Genomic DNA, 24722 nt, shown 5'->3' with positions numbered 1-24722 from the left:
ACAAATGCTGGAAACAGTCATCGTTGTTTTTCATCTGTTGGCAGCGCTGTCGCTTGTAGTGCTGGTACTGTTGCAACAGGGTAAGGGTGCCGAAGCAGGTGCATCGTTCGGCGCGGGTGCTTCAAATACCGTGTTCGGGAGCCAGGGCTCTGCAACGTTCCTAAGTAAATTCACTGCTATACTCGCTGCCACTTTCTTTTTGACAGCACTTGGGTTAGGATACTTCGCGAAGCAACAAGCTCACCAGCTTAGCCAAGCAGGTCTTCCAGATCCAGCAGTGCTAGAAGTGAAAGAGCAGCAGAAGCCGGCAGTTAATGATGATGTGCCGGTGCTCCAACAGCAGAAGAGCGAAACCACCAGTAATACCGGTGATGTACCTCCTCCGGCTCAAGAGCAGAAGTAACGGGTTTCAAGTAGTAGTATTGCCGAGGTGGTGGAATTGGTAGACACGCAACCTTGAGGTGGTTGTGCCCATAGGGTGTAGGGGTTCGAGTCCCCTTCTCGGTACCATATTGAAGCTTGAGAGCCCGCTTTAGCGGGCTTTCTTGTAGGTGAAGGTTTGGATTTGACCCTCAATGGGGTTCGGTCTTATACTTTCGCCCCAGCTTTGTCGCGGGGTGGAGCAGCTTGGTAGCTCGTCGGGCTCATAACCCGAAGGTCGTTGGTTCAAATCCAGCCCCCGCAACCAGCTTCAGCGGAGCCCCTTTTCAGGGGCTTTTTGCTAACCGAACAGTTTTCGGCGTCGTTGTCCAACGGCGCTTTCAGGGATGGGCGCTTCGCCCATTTTTCATTTGCACAGCATGCACGAGGGGGTTCAGGTGTCGAGCAAGCTAGAACAGTTGCAGGCCTTGTTGGCCCCGGTGGTCACGGGGCTGGGCTTCGAATGCTGGGGGATTGAATTCGTCTCCCAAGGCAAGCATTCGGTACTACGTGTCTACATCGACAAGGAAGGCGGGATTCTGGTGGACGACTGCGCAGAAGTCAGCCGTCAGGTCAGCAGCGTTCTCGATGTGGAAGATCCGATCAGCTCTGAATATACCCTAGAGGTTTCTTCTCCTGGCATGGAACGCCCGCTGTTCACGCTTGAACAGTTTGCCTCGCATGCCGGCGAACAAGTGAAGATCAAGCTGCGCTCACCCTTCGAGGGTCGTCGTAACTTCCAGGGCCTTCTCCGCGGTGTGGAGGAGCAGGATGTGGTGGTCCAGGTGGACGATCAAGAGTTCCTGTTGCCGATCGACTCGATCGACAAGGCCAATATTATTCCCAGTTTTGACTGAGACGTGCCGGGCCCGGCGGACTATCCGGGCCCAATGGCTTGCGCAAGGCGAGGCGTACGATGAGCAAAGAAGTACTGCTGGTTGTTGAATCGGTATCCAACGAAAAAGGTGTACCGCCCGGCGTCATTTTCGAAGCGCTGGAAGTGGCTCTGGCCACTGCGACCAAAAAACGTTTTGAAGATGAAGTCGATCTGCGTGTGGAAATCAATCGTCACACCGGTAGCTACGAGACCTTCCGTCGCTGGACCGTGGTCGATGAAGCCGATCTTGATGATCCGGCGATCGAAACCTGGCTGGACAAGATCAAGGACACTCATCCGGAAGCCAAGATTGGTGACGTGATCGAGGAGAAGATCGAGTCCATCGAGTTCGGTCGCATCGCCGCCCAGACCGCCAAGCAGGTCATCGTACAGAAGGTCCGTGAGGCCGAGCGTGCCCAGGTGGTCGATGCTTACCGCGAACGCGTAGGCGAGATCATTTCCGGTACCGTTAAAAAGGTTACCCGCGACAACGTCATCGTTGACCTGGGTAACAACGCCGAGGCCTTGCTGGCCCGCGAAGATATTATTCCGCGCGAAACCTTCCGTGTGGGTGTGCGCCTGCGTGCACTGCTCAAGGAAATTCGCACTGAAAACCGTGGTCCTCAGCTGATTCTGTCGCGCACCGCGCCACAGATGCTGATCGAGCTTTTCCGCATTGAAGTGCCGGAAATTGCCGAGGGCCTCATTGAAGTCATGGCTGCCTCCCGTGATCCGGGTTCGCGAGCCAAGATCGCCGTCCGCTCCAAGGACAAGCGCATCGACCCGCAAGGCGCCTGTATCGGCATGCGTGGTTCGCGCGTCCAAGCTGTATCCGGGGAGTTGGGTGGTGAGCGTGTGGATATCGTTCTCTGGGACGATAACCCGGCGCAGTTCGTCATCAACGCCATGTCGCCGGCTGAAGTCGCGGCGATCATCGTTGATGAAGATGCCCATGCCATGGACATCGCCGTCGCCGAGGATAACCTGGCCCAGGCCATTGGCCGTGGCGGTCAGAACGTTCGTCTTGCCAGTCAGTTGACCGGCTGGACCCTGAACGTGATGACCGAGAAGGACATTCAGGCCAAGCAGCAGGCCGAAACAGGTGACATCCTGCGCAATTTCATCGATGAACTGGAAGTCGACGAGGAGCTGGCCCAAGTGCTGGTCGACGAAGGCTTCACCAGCCTCGAAGAAATTGCCTACGTACCGTTGGAAGAAATGCTCAACATCGATGGCTTTGACGAAGATATCGTCAATGAGCTCCGCGCTCGAGCCAAGGACCGTTTGTTGACCAAGGCCATCGCTACCGAAGAAAAACTGGCAGACGCCCACCCGGCCGAAGACCTGCTCTCTCTTGAGGGTATGGACAAGGACCTGGCGGCTGAACTGGCGGTGCGCGGCGTGGTTAACCGCGAAGACCTGGCCGAGCAGTCGATCGACGATCTGCTCGACATCGACGGCATCGACGAAGAGCGTGCCGGCAAGTTGATCATGGCCGCCCGAGCCCATTGGTTCGAGTAATTAGGCGCGGCCTGAGGAGAGAAGTGCATGACGCAAGTCACGGTGAAAGAACTGGCCCAAGAGGTCGAGGCACCGGTAGAGCGCCTGCTGCAGCAGATGCGTGAGGCAGGTCTGCCGCACACCGACGCCGGTCAGGTAGTGACCGACAATGAGAAGCAGACCCTGCTGACTCATTTGAAAAGCAGCCACAAGAGCAAGGCGGAAGAGCCGCGCAAGATTACCTTGCAGCGCAAAACCACCAGCACCCTGCGTGTCGCCGGTAGCAAGAGCATTAGCGTAGAAGTACGCAAGAAGAAAGTATTCGTGCAGCGCAGCCCGGAAGAAGTCCAGGCTGAGCAGAAGCGTGAAGTGGAAGAGCGCCGTGCGGCTGAAAACGCCGTTCGTGACAAGGTTGATGCCGAAGTCCGCCAGCGCAACGAAGATCAGGCTCGCCGTCAGGCAGCCGACTCTGCTGTAGCCGCTCCTGCGCCTGCCGCCAAGCCAGAGCCGGCACCTGCCGCTGCCCCGGCTCCGGTAGTCGCCGACGCCCCGGCCTCCGAAGACGCTGCAGCCCGTGCTGCCGAGCGCAAGAAGGACGAGACCCGTCGCAACGAAAGCCGTACTCGCGATGACGATCGTCGTCGTGGCGAGGCGCCTCGTGTGTCGATCAAGGTCAAGGTCAAGGAAAAGGAAAAGGCGCCGACTCCGCGTGCCGCTCCGCGTACCACCGACGAAGAGAGCGATGGCGCTCGTCGCGGTCGTGGTGGCAAGGGCAAGCTGAAGAAGCGTAACCAGCATGGCTTCCAGAACCCGACCGGCCCCGTCATCCGTGACGTGACCATCGGCGAGACCATCACGGTCTCCGAACTGGCCAACCAGATGTCCGTCAAGGGCGCTGAAGTTGTCAAGTTCATGTTCAAGATGGGCACCCCGGTTACCATCAACCAGGTACTCGACCAGGAAACCGCTCAGCTGATCGCAGAAGAGCTGGGCCACAAGGTCACTCTGGTCAGCGACAGCGCCCTGGAAGACTCCCTGGCCGAATCGCTGAAATTCGAAGGCCAGTCCGAGTCGCGTGCGCCGGTGGTAACTGTCATGGGTCACGTTGACCATGGTAAGACCTCGCTGCTCGACTACATCCGTCGTGCCAAGGTTGCCGCTGGCGAAGCCGGTGGTATCACCCAGCACATCGGTGCCTACCACGTCGAAACCGACCGCGGCATGGTCACCTTCCTCGACACCCCGGGCCACGCAGCTTTCACTCAGATGCGTGCACGTGGTGCCAAGGCGACCGACATCGTCATCCTGGTGGTGGCGGCGGACGACGGCGTGATGCCGCAAACCCGCGAGGCCGTTCAGCATGCCAAGGCAGCTGGCGTTCCGCTGGTGGTCGCGGTGAACAAGATCGACAAGCCGGGCGCTGACCTCGATCGCATCCGCAACGAACTGTCCGTCGAAGGCGTGACCTCCGAGGAATGGGGTGGTGACACGCCGTTCGTCAAGGTTTCGGCGAAGATGGGTACCGGTGTCGACGAACTGCTCGAAGCCGTCCTGCTGCAGGCCGAGGTTCTCGAACTGACCGCTACGCCGACCGCCCCAGGCCGTGGTGTCGTGGTTGAATCGCGCCTCGACAAGGGCCGTGGTCCGGTTGCTACCATCCTGGTCCAGGACGGTACGCTGCGTCAGGGCGACATGGTCCTGTGTGGCTCCAACTATGGCCGTGTTCGCGCCATGCTCGACGAGAACGGCAAGCCTGTGAAGGAAGCTGGCCCGTCGATCCCGGTCGAAATCCTCGGCCTGGATGGCACGCCGGAAGCCGGTGACGAGCTGTCGGTAGTGGCCGACGAGAAGAAAGCCCGCGAAGTTGCCCTGTTCCGTCAAGGCAAGTACCGCGAGGTCAAGCTGGCCCGTGCTCACGCCGGCAAGCTGGAAAACATCTTCGAGAACATGGGCCAGGCCGAGAAGAAAACCCTCAACATCGTTCTCAAGACCGATGTTCGCGGTTCGCTCGAGGCGCTCAACGGTTCGCTCGGCGCTCTGGGCAACGACGAAGTACAGGTCCGTGTGATCGGTGGCGGCGTCGGTGGTATCACCGAGAGCGACGCCAACCTGGCGCTGGCTTCGAATGCAGTACTGTTCGGCTTCAACGTGCGTGCCGATGCCGGCGCGCGCAAGATCGTCGAGCAGGAAGGTCTGGATATGCGTTACTACAACGTGATCTACGACATCATCGAAGACGTCAAGAAGGCCCTGACCGGCATGCTCGGCAGCGATGTTCGCGAGAACATCCTGGGTGTCGCCGAAGTACGTGACGTGTTCCGTTCGCCGAAGTTCGGCGCCATCGCTGGCTGTATGGTCATCGAGGGTACCGTGTACCGTAACCGTCCGATCCGCGTACTGCGCGAAGACGTGGTTATCTTCGAAGGCGAGCTGGAATCGCTGCGTCGCTTCAAGGACGACGCCGCCGAAGTGCGTAACGGCATGGAGTGCGGTATTGGCGTCAAGAGCTACAACGACGTCAAGGTCGGTGACAAGATCGAAGTGTTCGAGAAAGTCCAGGTGGCTCGTACCCTCTAAGGGCGAGCTAGCCGCAAACGCCCGCTACAGGGCGGTTTGCGGCACCTCTTCAGGTAGCGCCCGGTCAGGCATTCGTCTGACCGGGCGTTTGCCGCTTTAAGTTACAGGTAGCAAGAATGGCCAAAGAATACAGCCGTACCCAACGTATCGGCGATCAGATGCAGCGCGAGCTGGCCGAGCTGATCCGTCGCGAAGTCAAGGATCCACGTGTCGGTCTGGTCACCATCACCGCCGTGGACGTCAGCCGTGACCTGGGCCATGCCAAGGTGTTCATCACCGTCATGGGCGAGGAAACGCCAGACGCCGTGAAGCAGTCGTTGAAGGCACTCAACAGTGCTTCCAGCTTCCTGCGTCTGCACCTGGGCCGCTCGATGCAGCTGCGCAGCGTGCCGCAGTTGCACTTCCACTTCGATGAAAGCGTCAGCCGCGGTGTGCACCTGTCGGCGCTGATCGAGCGTGCAGTGGCCGAAGACCGCCTGCACAAGGATACCGACGAGCTGGACACCAAGGAGTAAGCGGTGGCCCAGGTCAAACGTATCCGCCGCAATGTCAGCGGCATCATCCTGCTCGACAAGCCTCTGGGCTTCACGTCCAACGCCGCCCTGCAAAAGGTGCGCTGGCTGCTCAACGCGGAAAAGGCCGGTCACACCGGTAGCCTCGACCCGTTGGCAACCGGCGTGCTGCCGCTGTGCTTCGGCGAGGCGACCAAGTTTTCGCAGTACCTGCTCGATTCCGACAAGGGCTACGAAACCGTCATGCAGATGGGGCAGACTACCAACACCGGCGATGCTGAAGGTGAGGTGCTGCAGACCCGCGAAGTGACCGTTGGTCGTGCCGACATCGAAGCGGTGCTGCCACGTTTTCGTGGCCCGATCAGCCAGATACCGCCGATGTACTCGGCGCTCAAGCGTGACGGCCAGCCGTTGTACAAGCTGGCACGTGCAGGAGAGGTAGTGGAGCGCGAGGCGCGTTCTGTTACTATTAACCGCTTGGAGTTGCTGGAGTGCGAAGGCACTCGTGCACGGTTGACCGTAGGATGCAGCAAAGGCACCTATATCCGCACCCTGGTGGAGGATATCGGCGAGGCCCTTGGTTGCGGTGCCTATGTTGCCGAGTTGCGCAGGACCCAGGCCGGGCCCTTCGCGCTGGCACAAACGGTCACGCTCGAAGCGCTTGAACAGGCCCATGCCGAAGGCGGTAACGAAGCGCTCGATCGCTTCCTGATGCCCTCGGACAGCGGCCTGCAGGACTGGCCCATGGTGAGCCTGTCCGAGCACAGCGCGTTCTACTGGCTGCATGGTCAGGCGGTACGCGCGCCGGACGCGCCACAATTTGGCATGGTCCGGGTACAGGATCACAATGCGCGCTTCATCGGTATCGGTGAAGTGAGCGAAGACGGGCGTATTGCGCCGCGTCGGCTGATTCGGTCGGAATGACCGAAACCGCAGGGTGAGGCTTTGGCCGAACCCTACGGAATCAAGGGTGGCTGTCAGTAGGCACGGTCACACCTTTTTTATTAATACAGGGATTTGTCCCTGGCCTATTGGACCCCGCTTGCGGGATCCGTTATCAGGAGAAGCCAAATGGCCCTCAGCGTTGAAGAAAAAGCTCAAATCGTTACCGACTTCCAGCAAGCCGCTGGCGACACTGGTAGCCCGGAAGTTCAGGTTGCTCTGCTGACCGCGAACATCAACAAGCTGCAAGGCCACTTCAAGGCCAACGGTAAAGACCACCACTCGCGTCGTGGCCTGATCCGTATGGTAAACCAGCGTCGTAAGCTGCTGGACTACCTGAAGGGTAAAGACACCACTCGTTACAGCGCCCTGATCGGTCGCCTGGGCCTGCGTCGCTAATAGCGGCCTGGTCAGTGGTGTGCATGGCGTGTCTCATGCAGTGGCAGCGCTGCCTGGCAGCGTTGTCTATGGGCACGCCATGCGTATCTCCGAGGTTGGCAGCCTGGTGAAGTGGAGCGGTTTTCCGCTCTTCAGCCAGGCTCCCAGCCTCGTGTTGTATCTGGACGGTCAATGGGGCCGATTCCCCGTTCTGCCCACAAATTCGCAAGAAACCAGTTCCCCCAGAGCCACTGAAAAAGGTAGGAAACCGTGAACCCGGTAATCAAGACATTCCAGTTCGGTCAGTCGACCGTTACTCTCGAAACGGGCCGTATTGCCCGTCAGGCAACCGGCGCCGTGCTGGTTACCGTCGACAACGACGTCACCGTGCTGGTGACTGTGGTAGGCGCCAAACAGGCTGATCCAGGCAAGGGTTTCTTCCCGCTGTCGGTTCACTACCAGGAAAAGACCTACGCCGCCGGCAAGATCCCAGGTGGTTTCTTCAAGCGTGAAGGCCGTCCTTCCGAGAAAGAGACCCTGACCTCGCGCCTGATCGACCGTCCGATCCGTCCGCTGTTCCCGGAAGGCTTCATGAACGAAGTGCAGGTCGTCTGCACCGTGGTTTCCACCAGCAAGAAGACCGACCCGGACATCGCTGCGATGATCGGTACCTCGGCTGCCCTGGCCATCTCGGGTATTCCGTTCGAAGGCCCGATCGGCGCCGCCCGCGTTGCCTTCCACGAAAGCACCGGCTACCTGCTGAACCCGACCTACGAGCAACTGGCTGCCTCGAGCCTGGACATGGTCGTTGCCGGTACCTCCGACGCGGTACTGATGGTTGAATCGGAAGCCCAAGAGCTGACCGAAGACCAGATGCTGGGTGCCGTACTGTTCGCCCACGACGAATTCCAGGCCGTTATCCAGGCTGTCAAAGAGCTGGCCGCCGAAGCTGCCAAGCCTACCTGGGACTGGAAACCAGCCGTTGCCAACACCGAGCTGTTCAACGCCATCCGCGCCGAATTCGGCGAGGGCGTTTCGCAGGGCTACACCATCACCGTCAAGGCTGACCGCTACGCCCGCCTGGGTGAGCTGCGTGATCAGGCCATCGCCAAGTTCTCCGGTGAAGAAGGCCAGCCTTCGGCTGCGGAAGTCAAAGAAATCTTCGGCGAAATCGAATACCGCACCGTTCGCGAAAACATCGTAAACGGCAAGCCACGTATCGACGGCCGCGACACCAAGACCGTTCGTCCGCTGAACATCGAAGTAGGTGTTCTGCCGAAGACCCACGGTTCGGCGCTGTTTACCCGTGGCGAAACCCAGGCTCTGGTCGTTGCGACCCTGGGTACTGCCCGTGACGCCCAGCTGCTGGACACCCTCGAAGGCGAGAAGAAAGACCCCTTCATGCTGCACTACAACTTCCCGCCGTTCTCGGTGGGCGAGTGTGGTCGTATGGGCGGTGCTGGCCGTCGCGAAATCGGCCACGGTCGTCTGGCCCGCCGCTCGGTCCAGGCCATGCTGCCGGCTGCTGACGTGTTCCCGTACACCATCCGCGTGGTTTCGGAAATCACCGAATCCAACGGTTCCAGCTCCATGGCTTCGGTCTGCGGTGCATCCCTGGCCCTGATGGACGCCGGTGTGCCAATGAAGGCGCCGGTTGCCGGTATCGCCATGGGCCTGGTCAAGGAAGGCGAGAAGTTTGCCGTTCTGACCGACATCCTGGGTGACGAAGACCACCTGGGCGACATGGACTTCAAGGTAGCCGGTACCGCCAAAGGTGTTACCGCGCTGCAGATGGACATCAAGATCAACGGCATCACCGAAGAGATCATGGAAATCGCCCTGGGCCAAGCCCTGGAAGCGCGCCTGAACATCCTCGGCCAGATGAACCAGATCATTGGTCAGTCGCGTACCGAGCTGTCGGCCAACGCCCCGACCATGATCGCGATGAAGATCGACACCGACAAGATCCGTGACGTCATCGGTAAAGGCGGCGCCACCATCCGTGCCATCTGTGAAGAGACCAAGGCTTCGATCGATATCGAAGACGACGGCTCGATCAAGATCTTCGGCGAAACCAAGGAAGCGGCAGAGGCTGCCAAGCAGCGCATCCTGGGCATCACCGCCGAGGCCGAAATCGGCAAGATCTACGTGGGTAAGGTTGAGCGTATCGTCGACTTCGGCGCCTTCGTGAACATCCTGCCTGGCAAGGACGGCCTGGTGCACATTTCGATGCTGAGCGATGCTCGCGTCGAGAAAGTCACCGACATCCTGAAAGAAGGCCAGGAAGTTGAAGTGCTGGTACTGGACGTGGACAACCGCGGCCGTATCAAACTGTCGATCAAAGACGTTGCCGCGGCCAAGGCCTCGGGCGTCTAAGCGACTGCACCGCAACAGAAAAAGGGCCCTACCAGACTGTGTGAAAACGCACTGGTAGGCCCTATACCAAACGCCCCGACTTGTTCGGGGCGTTTGTTTTTGTGCTGAAAAAGGCCCTTCAGCCCATCAGTTGCATGATTTGCTTGGCACCCAGGACACTAATCGCCCGCTTGAGGTTGTAAGCGGTCACAGCGAGAGCCATTTCAGCTCTTGTGCCTGCGAGTTGTCGCAGCAGGAAGCGCCCGTTGCCAAACAGCCATTGTTTGAGATTGCCAAACGGGTGCTCCACGATGGATCTGCGCCGTTCCATCATCTCTGGATGCATCTGCATCCGCTGCGCCATACGCTCAAAGGCTTCCTCTTGAGCGTGGCGCGAGACATAGCGGCGCTTGGCCGTCGTGCATTGGGATTTCAGCGTGCACCCGGCGCAATCACTGATCGCCGCCTGGTAGATCCGGTCGCCCTTGTGACGCTGCTTCAGCGTTAGCCACTGCCCTGCCGGGCACTGGTACCGATCCTGTTCGGCGTCGTAGGTAAAGTCCTTGCGCTCGAATAATGCCTCACCGCCTGGGTTCGAGGTTCGGTTTGGCGGAACGTACGCGGTAATGGAGGCTTCCTCACATGCCTGGAACTGCTGGCCATTCGAGTAACCCATATCAGCTGTAACGGTCAGCGCTTTCTGTTTCAGCTCAGCCTTGGCCGCTTTAGCCATGGGTTCAAGCTGCTTGCGATCATCGCCCTCTTGCGTCACCTCGTGATGCAAAATCAGGCAGTGTTCTGCGTCAACGGCGGTCTGCACGTTATAGGCAACCCGCGCTCCTTTGGGAGTGCGCATCATGCGGGCATCGCTTTCGTGCGTGTTGAATTGCTCCAGCCCCATTGATTTCATCAAGGCCTGGCAAGTGCGGTTGTCTTGCTGCTTGGCCTCAAGCTTCGCCAAGGCCGCTTTGATCGCAGTGCGATCGACCACTTGCTCGCCCTCAGACTTGTCAGCGGCATCCAGATCAGCCAGATATTGGGCGATCCGCTTGTCCAGTTTCTCATCCTGACGCTTGAGTTGACTCAGGTTCAAATGGCGCCGGGGGGAAGCGACCGCCTGAAACTTGCTGCCGTCGATGGCAACCAAGTCACCAGCAATCAAACCGGCGGTTCGGCAGAACTGTACAAACGCCCGGCACGTCGCAACGAAAGCGGCTTTGTTGTTCTTGCGAAAGTCAGCGATGGTCTTGAAGTCAGGTTTGAGCCGGTTGATCAGCCACATCACCTCGATGTTACGCTGGCACTCGGCTTCCAAACGCCGCGAGGAACGGATGCGCTGAAAATAGCCATAGAGGTAGAGCTTGAGCTGATCGGCGGGGTCGTAGGCGGGGCGCCCTATGGCCTTGGACTGCGCTTTTTCGAAGCCGAGCTGGCCCAGGTCGAGCCTGGCGACATACAGGTCAATGACCCGTACGAGGTGATCTTCCGGGATCAGCTCCTCCAGCGAGACCGGGAACAGACTGGTCTGGCTGCGAGACTCTCCTTGTATGTAGGCCATAACGAAAAATGCTCCGTATCTTCCGATACGGAGCATTCTCTTAAAGGGCCGGGCAGAATGCTAGGTTTTCACACAGTCTGCTACGGGGCCCTTTTTTCATGGGTGGCGGGAACCTTTTGCGGACTTGCATCTTGCATGCAGGTTTACCGCGCAGATTGCAAAATGCACGACCACGCAACTGATGGCTGTGTGCTAACTAATTGATTTATAAGGGTTAAATAGAAGTCTCAAAGCTGGCACAGCACATGCAACTACCTTCATACCTGCCGCCAGGACACAGGCGCAGACCTTTCGAAAAAACAGGAGTGACCCACATGAAGAAGTTCGCCATTGCTGCCGCTACTGCTACCGCTCTGACCCTGACCATGGCTAACGCGGCATTTGCCCAACAGTCCACCCAGGCCCCCATGACGCTGGCGGCCGGTGAGGTGACCCAAGCCAAGGAAGCTACCTCTGATACCTGGATCACCACCAAGGTCAAAGCTGACCTGATGACCGAGAAAGGCGTGCCAGGCAGCGACATCAAGGTTGAAACCAACAAAGGCGTTGTGTCGCTGTCGTCCGATGTTGCCGTTACCGATTCACAGAAAGAGATGGCGGTCGCCATCGCCAAGAAAATCAAAGGCGTCAAGGCCGTGTCGGCTGATGGCCTGAAGTCCGAATAAGGGATGTCCCGTCGGCCATAAGGATTTGGCCACCTCTACTGAAGCCCTGGCCCTGTGCCGGGGCTTTGCTTTTGGCGCTCAGTACACCGGGTTGCGGGCGATTACATCGCTCTCGAAGCATTCCTGCTCCAGGATCAGCGGTTCTACCAGTGGGCGGCTGTCGCGAAAGTGCGCGGTCTGGGTATGGGCTTCATACGCGGCATCGTCGCGGTAGATTTCGTACAGATAGATCAGCTCCGGGTCGACCCGGTCCTGCGACACATCGAACACCAGGCAGCCAGGCTCGCTGGCAACGGACGCGGCGGCATTGACCTTGATCGCTGCCAGAAACGCCTTCGCACAACCGGGCTTTACACGGGTCTTGATGAACAGGCTATACACAAGTCGCTCCTTTTGTTTTAAATTCGATTATGAATTGTATACAAAAATGGAGCCTCGCCAATGTCTGAATTGCCTGCACGTCCCGGCCGCCTGAATGGCCTGCGCCATATTGCCCTGCTGGTACCCAACCTGGAGGAGTGCGAACGCTTCTACGTCGAGGTGCTGGGCATGGAAGTGCTGAACCGCGCCAACGAAGACCTGGTGTACCTCACCTGCGGCAACGACAACCTTTCGCTGGGGCGGGGAGCCGGGGCGGCCAACGGTTTGCAGACCCTGGATCACTACGGGTTCATTGTGGACAGCGTGGAGGAACTGGAAGCCTGGTACCAGTACTTCAAGGCCCATGGCGTAACCTTGCTGGACAGGCCATTCAACCATGGTGACGGGGCGCGCAGCTTCCACCTGCTGGACCCGGCGGGAAACAAGGTGCAGCCGCTGTATCACCCGGCGGTGTCGGGGCAGCGGTTGGTCTGAAGCCTGTGCCGGCCTCTTCGCGGGCGCGCCCGCTCCCACAGGTATCGCGCAGGTCTGTGGTAGTGCGCGATCTCTGTGGGAGCGGGCATGCCCGCGAAGAGGTCAAGCCTGCTAGAGGGGATTACTCGGCATCCAGATGCATCGGCGTCACCACCCGGCCATCGCTCTCGGGCTGGCCCAGGCTGGTATCGATGAAATACACCCGGTCATCTTCCAGCTTGCCCTTGTCCACCAGGTAATCCTTGATACTGCTGGCCCGCTCTTGGCCCAGTGTACGCAGCAGTGGGGTGCTTTCTGCCCACGACTTGATCACTGCCTCACGTAGCTTGGTGGTGCGTTCGTCGCGGCCCAGTTGCTCCCATTCGGCAGGCGGTTGCTGTTTCAGGCGCGTGCGGTAGATGCCTTCCAGCATTGCTGGCTTGTCGCTGTCGTCGACTACCAGCATCGACGCATTGGCCGGCACTTTTTCACCGCGGCGCTGGAGGATCTTGTACCAGGTGGCCTGGTATTCACGCTCCAGGCGCTGCTGGGCGATCAGCGGGCCGTCGCTGGCCTGGGCGCTGGTGCCTTCGATTTCCAGGCGCAGCTCCGGGCGCTCTTTCAGCGCCGACGCCAGCTTGTCCAGTGACGACTGGGCATCGCCGGTGAGTTCGCTGGAGCCCGGGGCAAAGGCCACGTTACCCAAGTCTTCCGAGCCACCGCCGGTAACCAACCCGCCAATGAACTTGAACGGCGCCTGTGCCGCGCGCAGCACCAGGTTGCGCAGGGTTTGCCAGACAATCGGCATCACGCTGAATTGTGGGTTGTTGAGGTCGCCGGTTACCGGCAGCTCGATCGAGATCTTGCCCTCGGTGTCCTTCAGCAGGGCCACTGCCAGGCGGATCGGTAGGTCGACCGCGTCCGGGCTGTCGACTTTCTCGCCCAGTTGCAGTTGCTCCACCACTACCTTGTTCTCGGCCTTGAGTTGGCCGTTGGTAATCAGGTAGTGCAGGTCGAGGTTGAGCCGGCCCTTGCGGATGCGGAAACCGGCAAACTTGCCGGAGTAGGGCGTCAGCGTGGTCAGCTCGACGCGCTTGAAGCTGGTGGCGATGTCCAGGCTGGCAAGCGGGTTGAACGGGTTGAGGGCACCCTTGATGGTAACCGGTGCGTAGCGGTCGACCTTGCCCTTGATATCGACCTTGGCCGGCAGCGGCTTGCGGTTGTCGATGGTGCCGATCTGGCCGTTGAGCTGCTGGACGGCGGTGGCGAAATTGGGGGTGAGCGACAGGTCGGCAAAGTTGGCCGAACCGTCCTTGATGTCGACTTGGCCGATGTGGATGCCCAGCGGCTTGTCGCTGCTGGCCGAGGCCGGTTTCGCCGGGCTGCTCGCCGGGGCGCCGGCCGGTTGCGGGATCAGCAGGTCATTGACGTTGGTGGTGCGGTCTTCGTTGATGATGAAACGCGCATAGGGCTGTAGCAGGGTCACCTTGTCGATCGACAGTGCATCGCCGTGCACGTAGGACAAGCCGTCGACATTCACCTGCTGCCATTTGACGAAGTCGCGGCTCTTGATGGTATCCAGGGTATGCAACTGGTTGACCTGCGCCTTGCCGGTCACGTTGAACGCCAGCGGCGCGGTGTTCTTCAGGTCGACCTTGAGGTCGCTGGCGAGCATGCCGCTGCGCAACTCCAGCAGGATGAACGGGCTGATGTAGGCCTGGGCCACGCGCAGGTCGATGTCGCGAGTACTCACATCCAGCTTGGCCCATATCGGCGCCAGGTTGACCTGGCCAGCCGCCTGCAGCTTGCCTTGCTTGCCTACGCCGGTATCGAGCTTGAGCGTGAAGGGCGACTGGTTGAGGCTGTCGAAACCTTGCAGGTCGGCGTTGAGCGGGCCGATGTCCAAGGCGACAGGCTCTTTCTGGCTGCGGTCTGCCAGGTGCACCAGGTAGTTGCGCAATTGCACGTCCTTGAGCAGCACTTGCCACGGCTTGCCAGGCTCCTTGGCGGCTTTCTCTTCAGGCGTAGGCTCGGCGGCGGCAGGCTCGGCCTTTTCCTTCGGCGTGGCCTTGGCCGGTTGGCTGGCGAACAGTTTCTGCCAGTCGAGCTGGCCGTCTTTTTCCAGTGCCGCCCAGGTTTCCAGTTTTTCGCTGCGGATCTTGCCCACGCTGACCAGTTGCTTGACCAGGTCTACGGAGGTTTCGCTCACCTCCAGGCTGGCCAGGCGCGCCAACGGGCGACCGTCCGGTGCCTTGATGGCGAATGGCGCGATGCGCAGGGAGGCGTTATCCAGCAGCAGTTCGGTCTGTTTGGCGAGGTTGAGCTTGTAATGCGTATCGAGGCTGACCACGCCGTCTTCCAGCACCAGTGGCACCGCATCGCGCACGTAGGGCCAGAACAGCTTCATCTTGGCGTCGGTGACTTTCAGGGTGCCTTCGGAGGCGATCGGCGACAGGCTCAAGGTGCCTTTCCAGTCGACACGGCCACCGTTGGGGCCGTTGGCCACCAGCGTCATGTCGGCATTGTCGTTGGGCAGGGTGCTGAGGTTTTTCAGCTCCAGGTTCATGTTGTCGTAGAGGAACTCGATGGGCTCGCTGGGGCGCTGGTCCTCGAAGTGCAGGTAGCCATCGATTAGCTTGATGCTGGCAACACGTAGCGGGAACGGGTCGCTGGGCGGCTCTTCGGGTTTCGCTTCACTGGCAGGCAGCTTGAACAACCTGGTCAGGTTCAGGGTACCGTCCTTGGCGAACAGCACCTCGTTGCGTGGCTTCTCGAGTTCCACGGCTTCCAGATGCAGGGCTTTGGTCCACAGGCTGTCGAGCGAGAGGTTGGCGTACAACCGCTCGAAACCGACCTGCTCCTTGCCGGGCTCGCCGATCTGCAGGCCCCACAGCGTCATTTCGAGGCTGAAGGGGTTGAGTTCGATCCGCTCGAGGTGGGCCGGCACGGTCGCGTACTGGGCCAACTGCTGGTTGGCGATGCGCAGCGCGACACCGGGAAGGACGAGAAAGCCGAGCAGGCTGTAGAGGGCTACGAGGGCCACGATTGCGCCAGCGGCGCGAGTCAATCCTTTGTACATGTGTCGCTTCGTCTGTCTAAGCAGGAGTGCTTGGAGTATGGCACGTTAAATCAGTTCCGCAGGGGCGACCATTTGCCCTCACTCGATGCCCATGCGCCGTTTGGCCCGATGCGCCGAGCCGTCGCGCATTGCCCAGCGCAGCACAGGCGCGGTGCGTTTCAGGCCCAGGCGGATCAGGCGCTGTTGCAAGGGGCCGTGCTGCAGGCCGAGCATGGTCTGGGCCCAGCCTGGAAGCAGGTCGATGCCGGCGTGCAGCATCAGCTTGCCTACCGGCTGTGCCAGGCGGCTGGGGGCAGGGGCGTCGAGCAGGATCTGTATCACCTCATGGCTGCGCGTATCGCAGTGCAGCTGCGCGCGCATGCGTTGCAGGTAGTCTTCGACTTGCTGACAGGAACGTGGCACGTCACGGGCGCCAAGGCGTTCGGCGATCAGGGCGATTTCGTTGTAGTAGGCATCCTGCTCGGCGCGCGGCAGGTGCGGGTTGCGGTAACTCAGGTGGGCGGCGAGGAAACTGCTGACCTCCGCCACATGCACCCAGGTCAGCAGGTCCGGGTCGCTGGCGGCATAGGGGCGGCCGTCCGGTGCGGTGCCGGTGACCTGCAAGTGAATGGTGCGCACCTTGTCGATCAGCCACTCGGCATCGCCGGTGGCACCAAAGGTGGTACCGGAAATGAACTGGCTGGTGCGGCGCAGGCGGCCGAGCAGGTCTTCACGGAAGTTTGAGTGGTCCCACACACCGGCCAGGGCCAGCGGGTGGAGCAACTGCAGCATCAGTGCGCTGATCCCGCCCACCAGCATGCTCGGGAAGTCGCCATGTACCCGCCAGCTGATGCTGTGCGGGCCGAACAGTCCGGGGTCGCCCTTGGGCGATTCCAGGTCGAGCTGGCCGAGGGCCAGCCCGGTGAGGCTCATGACCTGGGTTTCGATGCGGCGGCGAAGGGCTTCCATGGCGACCTGTGGTTCAGGGCGGCCATGGACAGTGGCCGCCGGTTACTGGTTGAGGCGTTTATCAATCAGGCCCTGTACCACGCTGGGGTCGGCCAGGGTCGAGGTATCGCCCAGGTTGTCCAGCTCGTTGCAGGCGATTTTGCGCAGTATACGCCGCATGATCTTGCCTGAGCGGGTCTTGGGCAGCGCCGGGGCCCACTGGATCAGCTCGGGCTTGGCGAAACTGCCGATTTCCTTGCTGACCAGGGCCAGCAGTTCGGCCTTGAGCGCGTCGTCCGGGGCCACGCCGTTCATGGTCGTGACGAAGGCGTAGACGCCCTGGCCCTTGAGGTCGTGGGGGTAACCGACCACCGCTGCTTCGGCGACGCTGTCATGCAACACCAGCGCGCTTTCCACCTCTGCGGTGCCGATGCGGTGCCCGGACACGTTGATCACATCGTCGATGCGCCCGGTGATCCAGTAGTCACCATCGGCGTCGCGGCGGGCACCGTCGCCGGTGAAGTAGTAGCCGGGCATGGGCTTGAAGTAGGTGTCGACCATGCGCTGGTGGTCGCCATAGACGCTGCGGATCTGACCCGGCCAGCTGGCCTTGATCACCAGCAGGCCGGCGCCGGGGCCTTCGATCAGCTTGCCTTTTTCGTCCAGCAGTACCGGTTGCACGCCGAACATGGGCTGGGTGGCGCAACCGGGCTTGAGTGACTGCGAGCCGGGAAGCGGTGTGAGCATGATGCCGCCGGTTTCGGTCTGCCACCAGGTATCGACGATGGGGCAGCGCTTTTGCCCGACTTCCTCGAAATACCATTCCCAGGCTTCGGGGTTGATCGGCTCGCCGACGCTGCCCAGCAGGCGCAGGCTTTTGCGCGAAGTACCCTGCAATGGCGCCGAGCCCTCGCGCATCAACGCGCGCAGGGCGGTTGGGGCGGTGTAGAAGATGTTCACCTGATGCTTGTCCACCACTTGCCAGAAGCGCGAGGTGTCCGGGTAGTTGGGCACGCCTTCGAACATCAGCGAGATTGCGCCATTGGCCAGCGGGCCATAGACGATGTAGCTGTGGCCGGTGACCCAGCCGACGTCGGCGGTGCACCAGAACACCTCGCCGTCGCGGTAATCGAACACCACCTTGAAGGTCATCGTCGCCTGCAACAGGTACCCGCCGGTGGTGTGCAGCACGCCCTTGGGTTTGCCGGTGCTGCCTGAGGTGTAGAGGATGAACAGCGGGTCTTCGGCTTCCATCGGTTCGGGGATGCAGTCGTCGCCAGCGTTGTCGGTTGCCTCGTGGTACCAGAGGTCGCGGCCTTCGGCCCAACTGACATCGCCGCCGGTGCGGCGCACCACGAATACACTGCTGACTGCGGGGCAGCTGGCCAGGGCCTTGTCGACGTTCTGCTTCAGCGGGATGCGCTTGCCACCCCGCACGCCTTCGTCGGCGGTGATCACCGTGCGGCAGTCGGCGTCGAGTATGCGGTCACGCAGGGCGTCGGGGGAGAAACCGCCGAACACCACCGAGTGGATGGCACCGATGCGGGTGCAGGCGAGCATGGCGAAGGCAGCCTCGGGGATCATCGGCATGTAGATGCATACCCGGTCGCCTTTTTTAACCCCGCGTGCTTTCAGTGCGTTGGCCAGGCGGCAGACCTGATGGTGCAGTTCGCGGTAGGTGATGGTCTTTGCATCTTTCGGGTCGTCGCCTTCCCACAGCAGGGCGGTCTGCTCGCTGCGCTGGGCCAGGTGACGGTCGATGCAGTTGTAGCTGACGTTCAGTTGTGCACCGTCGAACCAGCGGGCTTTGCCGGTGTTCAGGTCGCATTGCTGCACGCTCGACCAGGGCTTGATCCAGTCCAGGCGTTTGGCTTGTTCGGCCCAGAAGGTGTCAGGGTCGTCGACCGACTGGCGGTAGAGGCGGCGGTATTCGTCGGGGGTGAGGGCGGCGGACTGGCTGACGGCCAGGGCCTGGGGGTAATTGCGGATATCGAACATGGCGGGTGGTCCTGCTCTTGTAAGGGGCGATGGACTGCAACGGCTATTCGATAGGACAGTGTAGCTGGGAGCGGTGTTCAACCTGTGCTGACCTCTTCGCGGGTGAACCCGCTCCCACAGGGGCCGCACAATTCTTGAAACCTGTGCAATTCCTGTTGGAGCGGGTTTACCCGCGAAGCGGCCCGTACAGGCGTTGGATCAACCGCGGTGACGGCCGCGGAAGTAGTTGATCAGGCCTTGGGTAGAGCCGTCTTCGGCGCTGTCTTCCAGGGTGCCGACCAGGCGTTGGTAAACACCCTTGCCCAGCTCTTTGCCCAGTTCCACACCCCATTGGTCAAAGGCGTTGATACCCCAGATCACGCTCTGCACGAACACTTTGTGCTCGTACATTGCCACCAGTGCGCCCAGGCGGCGTGGGCTGATGCGCTCCACAACCAAGGTGTTGCTCGGGCGGTTGCCCGGGATCACCTTGTGCGGGGCCAGCTTCGCGATGTCCGCTTCGTTCAGGCCTTTGCTTCGCAGTTCGGCCTCGGCTTCTTCACGGGTCTTGCCCTGCATCAGCGCCTGGCTCTGCGACAGGCAGTTGGCGTACAGCCACTGGTGGTGGTCGGCCACCGGGTTGAAGCTCACCACCGGAACGATGAAGTCGGCCGGAATCAGCTGGGTGCCCTGGTGCAACAACTGGTGGTAGGCGTGCTGGCCGTTACAGCCGACCCCGCCCCAGATCACCGGGCCGGTATCGATTTTCACCGGGGTGCCGTCCTGTAGCACGCTCTTGCCGTTGGACTCCATGTCCAGCTGCTGCAGGTGCTTGGTGATGTTGCGCAGGTAGTGGTCGTACGGCAGGATCGCGTGGCTGTTCGCGCCCCAGAAGTTGCCATACCACACGCCCAGCAGGGCCAGCAGCACCGGCATGTTCTTGTCGAACGGCGCGGTCTGGAAGTGCTGGTCCATGGTGTGGGCACCGGACAGCAGTTCCTTGAAGTTGGCTGTGCCGATCGCCAGGGCGATTGGCAGGCCGATGGCCGACCACAGCGAATAGCGCCCACCCACCCAGTCCCACATCGGGAAGATGTTCTCTTCGCGAATACCAAAGGCCACGGCGGCGGCCTTGTTGCTGGAAACCGCGATGAAGTGGCGGTACAGCTCGGCTTCCGAGCCGCCCTGGGCCAGGTACCAGGTGCGCGCGGCCATGGCGTTTTTCAGGGTCTCGAGGGTGTTGAACGACTTCGACGAGACGATGAACAGGGTGGTTTCGGCGCGCAGGTTGGCCGACAGCTCGTGGAACTCGCTGCCGTCGATGTTGGCCAGGTAGTGGCAGCGTACGCCACGCTGGGCGTAGGGCAGCAGCGCCTCGGAAACCAGCTCGGGGCCAAGGAACGAGCCACCGATGCCGATGTTGACCACGTCGGTGATGGGCTTTTCGCTGTAGCCGCGCCACAGGCCGTCGTGGATGCGCCCGACCAGTTCGGTGATCTGGTTGAGTACCTTGTGTACTTCCGGCATGACGTTCACGCCGTTGACGCTGAGCTTGTCGCCCACGGGCCGGCGCAGGGCAGTGTGCAGCACCGGGCGGCCTTCGGAGGCGTTGATGATTTCGCCGCTGAACATCGACTTGATGGCGTCTTGCAGGCCCACTTCGTTGGCCAGGTTCACCAGCAGGTCGCGGGTTTGTTCGGTGATCAGGTTTTTCGAGTAGTCGAGGAACAGGCCGCAGCAGCTCAGGGAGAACTGGTCGAAGCGTTGGGCATCGGCGGCGAAGGCTTCGCGCATGCTGAAGCCTTGCATGGCGTCGCGGTGTTGCTGAAGCGCCTGCCAGGCGGGCAGGGCCGTCACATCGTGGGGAGTACGGTAATACGCCATTGCGCGGGGTTCCCTTGGTGCGTGGTGATGCCTTGGACACGGCAGTCATTGCCGGGTTCAGGCTGGCATCATTATAGGCAAAGGCCACGCGCTGGGAATGGGTATGGCAAGGTGATTTTGGGGGCGCCTGTGGGAGCGGGCATGCCCGCGAATGGGCTGCAGAGCAGCCCCAGGCCGTTACGCGGTCTTCTCTTCCACATGCAGGTAAAGGTTGTCGATCAACCTGGTGTTACCCAGGTAAGCCGCCGCAATCACCACCAGGTCCCGGTCATCGATCACGGCCGGGCGCAGGCTCACGGCATGGCGCACCTCTAGATAATCTGTGCGCAACCCCGCCGCACTCAGCTGCGCCTGCCCATCGGCGACCAACGCGGCAAAGTCCCGTTGGCCACGGCCGATGGCCTCTGCAATGTGCTGCAACGTGCGGTACAGCACTGGCGCGATCGCACGCTGCTCCGGCGTGAGGTAGCCATTGCGCGACGACAGCGCCAGGCCATCTTCGGCGCGCACAGTGGGCTCGCCTATGATCTGAATCGGCATGTTCAGGTCGCGCACCATGGCGCGGATCACCGCCAGCTGCTGGAAGTCCTTTTCACCGAACACGGCAAGGTCAGGCTGGACCATGTTGAACAGCTTGCTGACCACGGTGGCCACACCTTCGAAATGCCCGGGCCGGCTGGCGCCACACAGGCCTTCGGAAAGGTGGGGCACACTGACGCGGGTTTGCACGCTCATGCCGTCGGGGTACATCTCTTCGGCGCTGGGCGCGAACAGCAGGTTGCAGCCCGCCTGCAGCAGGCGCTCCTGGTCGGCGGCCAGGGTGCGCGGGTACTTGTCGAGGTCTTCGTTGGCGCCAAACTGCAGCGGGTTGACGAAGATGCTGGCCACAACGAAATCGGCGCGCTGCGCAGCCTTGGTCACCAGGGCCGCGTGGCCGCTGTGCAGGTTGCCCATGGTCGGCACGAAGCCGATGCGCTTGCCTTCACCACGAGCGCGGGCGACGGCGGCGCGCAATTCGCGGACGGTCTTGACTGTATTCATGCACTGAACCCGTGTTCGCTACCTGGGAAGCTGACCTGCTTTACCGCCTCGACGTAAGCGACGAGGGCGCTGTGGATATCAGGCTGGCCTTGCATGAAGTTCTTCACGAACTTCGGCACCCGGCCGGTCAGCGACAGGCCGAGCATGTCGTGCAGTACCAGCACCTGGCCATCGGTGGCGCTGCCGGCGCCAATGCCGATCACCGGAATGCCCACGGCATTGGTAATCTCTGCCGCCAGTTCGCTGGGCACGCATTCGAGCAGCAGCATGGCCGCGCCGGCCTGTTCCAGGGCGATGGCGTCGGCACGCATCTGGCGGGCCTGGGCTTCCAGGCGACCTTGCACCTTGTAGCCGCCCAGCACGTTGACGGTCTGCGGAGTCAGGCCCATGTGCGCACACACCGGCACGCCGCGCTCAGCCAGCAGACGGATGGTTTCGGCCAGCCATGCTGCGCCTTCGATCTTGACCATGTGGGCGCCAGCCTGCATCAGCGTGGCGCTGTTGGCAAAGGCTTGCTCCGGGGTGGCGTGGGCCATGAACGGCAGGTCGGCGAGGATCAGCGCGCCGTCGTTGCCGCGTTTGACGCTGGCGGTGTGGTAGGCCATGTCCGCTGTGGTGACCGGCAGGGTGCTGTCGTGGCCTTGCAGGACCATCCCCAGCGAGTCGCCAACCAGCAACACTTCGATGCCGGCCTGGCTGGCGGCCTTGGCGAAGGTCGCGTCATAGCACGTCAGCATGGTGATTTTTTCACCCTTGGCCTTGAGGCCATTGAGGGTGGTAAGGGTTACTTCAGGCATGTCGGAAAATCCTCGTTCAGGCGCTGTAAAAAACGACTGCATTCAACGCGTGTAGTCATCTTCCGGAGCGGCACATCATCGCGCGTGATGTTCGGGCACAGGTCCGTCCGGGCCTAAATACGGGTATGCGGCACTTTGGTGCCACACGGGACGCCTATAGTCGTGAGCGAGGTGGGGGAAGTCAATCACCCTGTTACCGCATTGTTACGATCAGGGTGTTACTGGCGTTACCGTGCCAGCGGGCAAGGCTGGAACGCCCGGTTTACAGGCGTTCAAGGCCGACGAACGGGCAGTCGTCGAGCAGTTGCGCAAGGGCCCGGCCATCGGCCAGGTGGAAATTGTCCGGTACCAGTTCGGCCAGTGGGTACAACACGAAAGGCCGGGCATGCATGTGGTAGTGCGGCACTTTAAGGCGTGGCTCGTCGAGTACCTGGTCGCCGAACAGCAGGATGTCCAGGTCCAGCGTGCGCGGGCCCCAGCGCTCCTTGCGCACGCGGCCCTGGCCGTTCTCGATGGCTTGCAGTGCATCAAGCAGCGCCAGTGGCGGCAATGCGGTGTCCAGGGCGGCGACAGCGTTGGTGTAACGCGGTTGACCGGGCAGCAGCGAATCGCTGGTGTACAGGGCCGAAGCCGCCACCAGGCGGGTCTGCTCGACCTGGTCCAGCGCCTGCAAGGCACTGCGCAGTTGCTCGGCAGGTGCGTCCAGGTTGCTGCCCAGGCCGACGTAGGCGCGAGTCTTCACTCGGGCGCCTCGTCGCCACCGCGCTTGCGTTTGCTGGCGCTGCGTTTGCGTTTACGCGGGCCGGCACCGGTGCCTTCGTCACGGCTGCCCAGCTCGCGGATCATCTCGCGGCGCTCGCTGTCGTTGGCATCCTGGTAGTCGGTCCACCACTGGCCGAGATCGTCGGTCTCTTCCCCGGCGCTTTCACGCAGCAGCAGGAAGTCGTAACCGGCGCGGAAGCGTGGGTTGTCCAGCAGCAGGTCGGCGCGTTTGCCGCTGCGCCGTGGCAGGCGCTCCTGCATGTCCCAGATCTCGCGGATCGGCAGGGTGAAGCGCTTGGGAATGGCGATGCGCGCGCATTGCTCGGCGATCAGGTCGTGTGCCGCGCCGTTCATGGCCGGGATCGGCGGCACGCCCTGGTTCTGCAGGTGCAGTACACGGGCCGGCAGGGCTGGCCACAGCAGTGCAGCGAACAGGAATGCCGGAGTTACCGGTTTGCCCTGCTTCACGCGCAGGTCGGTGTTTTGCAACGCCTGGCTGATCAGTGTGTGGGCGTAGGTCGGGCGCTCGTCCAGGGCGTGTGCACTGGCCGGGAACAATGGCTCGAACAGCTGCAGGTCGACCAGCATTTCGAAGGCGATGGCGCCTTGGCCGGAGAGGAACAACTTGAGGCATTCCTCGAACAGCCGTGCCGGCGGGATCTCGCGCAGCAGTGGGGCCAGTTCGCGGATCGGCTGGACCGTGTGCTTCTCGATACCGAAGTCCAGCTTGGCGGCGAAACGCACCGCGCGCAGCATGCGCACCGGGTCTTCCTGGTAGCGGTGGGTCGGGTCGCCGATCAGCCGCAGCAGGCGGTTGCGTACATCGTGTACACCATTGGCGTAATCGAGAATGCGCTCGCTGACCGGATCGTAGTACAGGGCATTGATGGTGAAGTCGCGACGTTGCGCGTCTTCTTCCAAGGTGCCGTAAACGTTGTCACGCAGGATGCGGCCACTGGAATTGTGCGACGAACGGTGGCTGTCGCCCTGATCGTCTTCCGAGTGGGGAGCACGGAAGGTGGCAACTTCGATGATCTCACGGCCGAAATGCACGTGAACCAGCTTGAAGCGGCGACCAATGATGCGCGCGTTACGGAACTCGGCACGGACCTGTTCGGGGGTGGCGCTGGTGGCGACGTCGAAGTCCTTCGGCGTGATGCCCAGCATCAGGTCGCGGACACAGCCACCGACCAGGTAAGCCTGGTAGCCGGCGCTCTGCAGGCGTTCCACGATGTTCACCGCGTGACGGCTGAACTGGTGGCGCTGCAGCGAGTGCTGGCTCTTGTTGATCACCTCAGGCGTGGTGCGCCTGTGGTGCGGGCCCGGTACGGGCGGGCGGAAAGACTGGAACAGCTTCTTCAGCATGGGATGCACTGTGTGAAGGAATGTTCGGCCAACAATAGGAGAATGGCCGCATGATGGGCGGGGATTCTAGCATTTACTCGGGGAATGGTGTAGGCGGGTAGCAGGATGGCTGCCAGAAGGGTAGAAACGACAAGGGGAGCCTAAGCTCCCCAAGAAGTCGTTGCGTGCTCTTATTGTTTTTTTTACTGGGCTTTTTGTTTTTGTTGAGTGCCCTGTCCACAAATCTCGAAGCTTGTGGACGACCCCCAATCCAGGGGTTAAGAGCAAACGGA

The 24722-nt window shown here is 61.3% G+C and carries 20 protein-coding genes and 2 tRNA genes; 12 read left to right on the top strand and 10 right to left on the bottom strand.

The window, feature by feature from the left end:
* The first annotated feature begins 4 nt into the window (after positions 1-4).
* The 10 genes from secG to pnp all read left to right on the top strand — a co-directional run bounded on the left by secG (position 5) and on the right by pnp (position 9582).
* Complete coding sequence (gene secG, locus PP4_RS23690) at positions 5-403, top strand: preprotein translocase subunit SecG (RefSeq protein WP_016501638.1); 399 nt, start codon at positions 5-7, stop codon at positions 401-403.
* A 21-nt stretch (positions 404-424) separates the two neighbouring features.
* A tRNA-Leu gene (locus PP4_RS23685) sits at positions 425-510 on the top strand.
* A gap of 101 nt (positions 511-611) precedes the next feature.
* A tRNA-Met gene (locus tag PP4_RS23680) sits at positions 612-688 on the top strand.
* Positions 689-818: 130 nt separating this feature from the next.
* Positions 819-1277: a ribosome maturation factor RimP gene (rimP, locus tag PP4_RS23675; protein ID WP_033702568.1), complete on the top strand. Its 459-nt coding sequence runs from the start codon at positions 819-821 to the stop codon at positions 1275-1277.
* Positions 1278-1336: 59 nt separating this feature from the next.
* The gene (nusA, locus tag PP4_RS23670; protein WP_016489167.1) at positions 1337-2818 is read left to right on the top strand and encodes a transcription termination factor NusA; all 1482 of its coding nucleotides are present in this window, start codon (positions 1337-1339) and stop codon (positions 2816-2818) included.
* Positions 2819-2845: 27 nt separating this feature from the next.
* A complete protein-coding gene (gene infB / locus PP4_RS23665) occupies positions 2846-5374 on the top strand; it encodes a translation initiation factor IF-2 (RefSeq protein ID WP_016501636.1) in 2529 nt (842 codons plus the stop codon).
* A gap of 116 nt (positions 5375-5490) precedes the next feature.
* Positions 5491-5889, top strand: a complete 399-nt coding sequence (gene rbfA / locus PP4_RS23660) for a 30S ribosome-binding factor RbfA (protein WP_016501635.1) — start codon at positions 5491-5493, stop codon at positions 5887-5889.
* Positions 5890-5892: 3 nt separating this feature from the next.
* Positions 5893-6810 carry a tRNA pseudouridine(55) synthase TruB gene (truB, locus tag PP4_RS23655; protein ID WP_016501634.1) on the top strand — a complete coding sequence of 306 codons (918 nt, stop codon included), beginning with the start codon at positions 5893-5895 and terminating at the stop codon, positions 6808-6810.
* 147 nt (positions 6811-6957) lie between these two features.
* Positions 6958-7227, top strand: a complete 270-nt coding sequence (gene rpsO / locus PP4_RS23650; RefSeq protein WP_012274241.1) for a 30S ribosomal protein S15 — start codon at positions 6958-6960, stop codon at positions 7225-7227.
* A gap of 249 nt (positions 7228-7476) precedes the next feature.
* Positions 7477-9582: a polyribonucleotide nucleotidyltransferase gene (gene pnp / locus PP4_RS23645; protein ID WP_016501633.1), complete on the top strand. Its 2106-nt coding sequence runs from the start codon at positions 7477-7479 to the stop codon at positions 9580-9582.
* Positions 9583-9700: 118 nt separating this feature from the next.
* Here the strand turns inward: pnp and PP4_RS23640 are convergent, their stop codons facing one another.
* Positions 9701-11119, bottom strand: a complete 1419-nt coding sequence (locus tag PP4_RS23640) for an IS1182 family transposase (protein WP_016498256.1) — start codon at positions 11117-11119, stop codon at positions 9701-9703.
* Between the two features lie 314 nt (positions 11120-11433).
* On the opposite strand from PP4_RS23640, the gene PP4_RS23635 reads away from it, so the two are divergent.
* The gene (locus PP4_RS23635; protein WP_016501632.1) at positions 11434-11784 is read left to right on the top strand and encodes a BON domain-containing protein; all 351 of its coding nucleotides are present in this window, start codon (positions 11434-11436) and stop codon (positions 11782-11784) included.
* A 78-nt stretch (positions 11785-11862) separates the two neighbouring features.
* Here the strand turns inward: PP4_RS23635 and PP4_RS23630 are convergent, their stop codons facing one another.
* A complete protein-coding gene (locus PP4_RS23630; RefSeq protein WP_016501631.1) occupies positions 11863-12165 on the bottom strand; it encodes a putative quinol monooxygenase in 303 nt (100 codons plus the stop codon).
* Positions 12166-12225: 60 nt separating this feature from the next.
* Here PP4_RS23630 and PP4_RS23625 point away from each other — a divergent pair, with 60 nt between their 5' ends.
* Entirely contained in the window at positions 12226-12639 is a 414-nt protein-coding gene (locus PP4_RS23625; RefSeq protein WP_016501630.1) for a VOC family protein, read from the top strand.
* Between the two features lie 121 nt (positions 12640-12760).
* On the opposite strand, the gene PP4_RS23620 is transcribed toward PP4_RS23625, so the two are convergent.
* The 8 genes from PP4_RS23620 to PP4_RS23585 all read right to left on the bottom strand — a co-directional run bounded on the left by PP4_RS23620 (position 12761) and on the right by PP4_RS23585 (position 24450).
* Entirely contained in the window at positions 12761-15697 is a 2937-nt protein-coding gene (locus tag PP4_RS23620; RefSeq protein ID WP_016501629.1) for a DUF748 domain-containing protein, read from the bottom strand.
* Positions 15698-15775: 78 nt separating this feature from the next.
* Complete coding sequence (locus PP4_RS23615) at positions 15776-16645, bottom strand: oxygenase MpaB family protein (protein ID WP_016501628.1); 870 nt, start codon at positions 16643-16645, stop codon at positions 15776-15778.
* Between the two features lie 42 nt (positions 16646-16687).
* A complete protein-coding gene (gene acs / locus PP4_RS23610; protein ID WP_016501627.1) occupies positions 16688-18622 on the bottom strand; it encodes an acetate--CoA ligase in 1935 nt (644 codons plus the stop codon).
* Between the two features lie 198 nt (positions 18623-18820).
* On the bottom strand, positions 18821-20485 hold the full coding sequence (gene pgi, locus PP4_RS23605; RefSeq protein WP_016501626.1) for a glucose-6-phosphate isomerase: 1665 nt from the start codon (positions 20483-20485) through the stop codon (positions 18821-18823).
* Between the two features lie 177 nt (positions 20486-20662).
* Complete coding sequence (gene panC, locus PP4_RS23600; RefSeq protein WP_016501625.1) at positions 20663-21526, bottom strand: pantoate--beta-alanine ligase; 864 nt, start codon at positions 21524-21526, stop codon at positions 20663-20665.
* A complete protein-coding gene (gene panB, locus PP4_RS23595) occupies positions 21523-22323 on the bottom strand; it encodes a 3-methyl-2-oxobutanoate hydroxymethyltransferase (protein ID WP_016501624.1) in 801 nt (266 codons plus the stop codon). The genes panC and panB overlap by 4 nt, the downstream gene beginning before the upstream one ends.
* A gap of 262 nt (positions 22324-22585) precedes the next feature.
* Positions 22586-23065 carry a 2-amino-4-hydroxy-6-hydroxymethyldihydropteridine diphosphokinase gene (gene folK / locus PP4_RS23590; RefSeq protein WP_016501623.1) on the bottom strand — a complete coding sequence of 160 codons (480 nt, stop codon included), beginning with the start codon at positions 23063-23065 and terminating at the stop codon, positions 22586-22588.
* A complete protein-coding gene (locus PP4_RS23585) occupies positions 23062-24450 on the bottom strand; it encodes a polynucleotide adenylyltransferase PcnB (RefSeq protein ID WP_016501622.1) in 1389 nt (462 codons plus the stop codon). The genes folK and PP4_RS23585 overlap by 4 nt, the downstream gene beginning before the upstream one ends.
* Positions 24451-24722: the final 272 nt, after the last annotated feature.

Origin of the sequence: Pseudomonas putida NBRC 14164 (genome assembly GCF_000412675.1) — a bacterium.
GTDB classification, from domain to species: Bacteria; Pseudomonadota; Gammaproteobacteria; order Pseudomonadales; family Pseudomonadaceae; genus Aquipseudomonas; species Aquipseudomonas putida.
The sequence above is the reverse complement of the archived record's forward strand: the minus strand, read 5'-3'. Positions and strand labels throughout refer to the sequence as shown.

Excerpts from the sequence above, each read along its gene's own strand:
- secG (WP_016501638.1), top strand. The coding sequence starts at position 5 with ATGCTGGAAACAGTCATCGTTGTTTTTCATCTGTTGGCAGCGCTGTCG.
- nusA (WP_016489167.1), top strand. The coding sequence starts at position 1,337 with ATGAGCAAAGAAGTACTGCTGGTTGTTGAATCGGTATCCAACGAAAAA.
- infB (WP_016501636.1), top strand. The coding sequence starts at position 2,846 with ATGACGCAAGTCACGGTGAAAGAACTGGCCCAAGAGGTCGAGGCACCG.
- rbfA (WP_016501635.1), top strand. The coding sequence starts at position 5,491 with ATGGCCAAAGAATACAGCCGTACCCAACGTATCGGCGATCAGATGCAG.
- rpsO (WP_012274241.1), top strand. The coding sequence starts at position 6,958 with ATGGCCCTCAGCGTTGAAGAAAAAGCTCAAATCGTTACCGACTTCCAG.
- PP4_RS23640 (WP_016498256.1), bottom strand. The coding sequence starts at position 11,119 with ATGGCCTACATACAAGGAGAGTCTCGCAGCCAGACCAGTCTGTTCCCG.
- PP4_RS23635 (WP_016501632.1), top strand. The coding sequence starts at position 11,434 with ATGAAGAAGTTCGCCATTGCTGCCGCTACTGCTACCGCTCTGACCCTG.
- PP4_RS23625 (WP_016501630.1), top strand. The coding sequence starts at position 12,226 with ATGTCTGAATTGCCTGCACGTCCCGGCCGCCTGAATGGCCTGCGCCAT.
- PP4_RS23620 (WP_016501629.1), bottom strand. The coding sequence starts at position 15,697 with ATGTACAAAGGATTGACTCGCGCCGCTGGCGCAATCGTGGCCCTCGTA.
- PP4_RS23615 (WP_016501628.1), bottom strand. The coding sequence starts at position 16,645 with ATGGAAGCCCTTCGCCGCCGCATCGAAACCCAGGTCATGAGCCTCACC.
- acs (WP_016501627.1), bottom strand. The coding sequence starts at position 18,622 with ATGTTCGATATCCGCAATTACCCCCAGGCCCTGGCCGTCAGCCAGTCC.
- pgi (WP_016501626.1), bottom strand. The coding sequence starts at position 20,485 with ATGGCGTATTACCGTACTCCCCACGATGTGACGGCCCTGCCCGCCTGG.
- panC (WP_016501625.1), bottom strand. The coding sequence starts at position 21,526 with ATGAATACAGTCAAGACCGTCCGCGAATTGCGCGCCGCCGTCGCCCGC.
- panB (WP_016501624.1), bottom strand. The coding sequence starts at position 22,323 with ATGCCTGAAGTAACCCTTACCACCCTCAATGGCCTCAAGGCCAAGGGT.
- PP4_RS23585 (WP_016501622.1), bottom strand. The coding sequence starts at position 24,450 with ATGCTGAAGAAGCTGTTCCAGTCTTTCCGCCCGCCCGTACCGGGCCCG.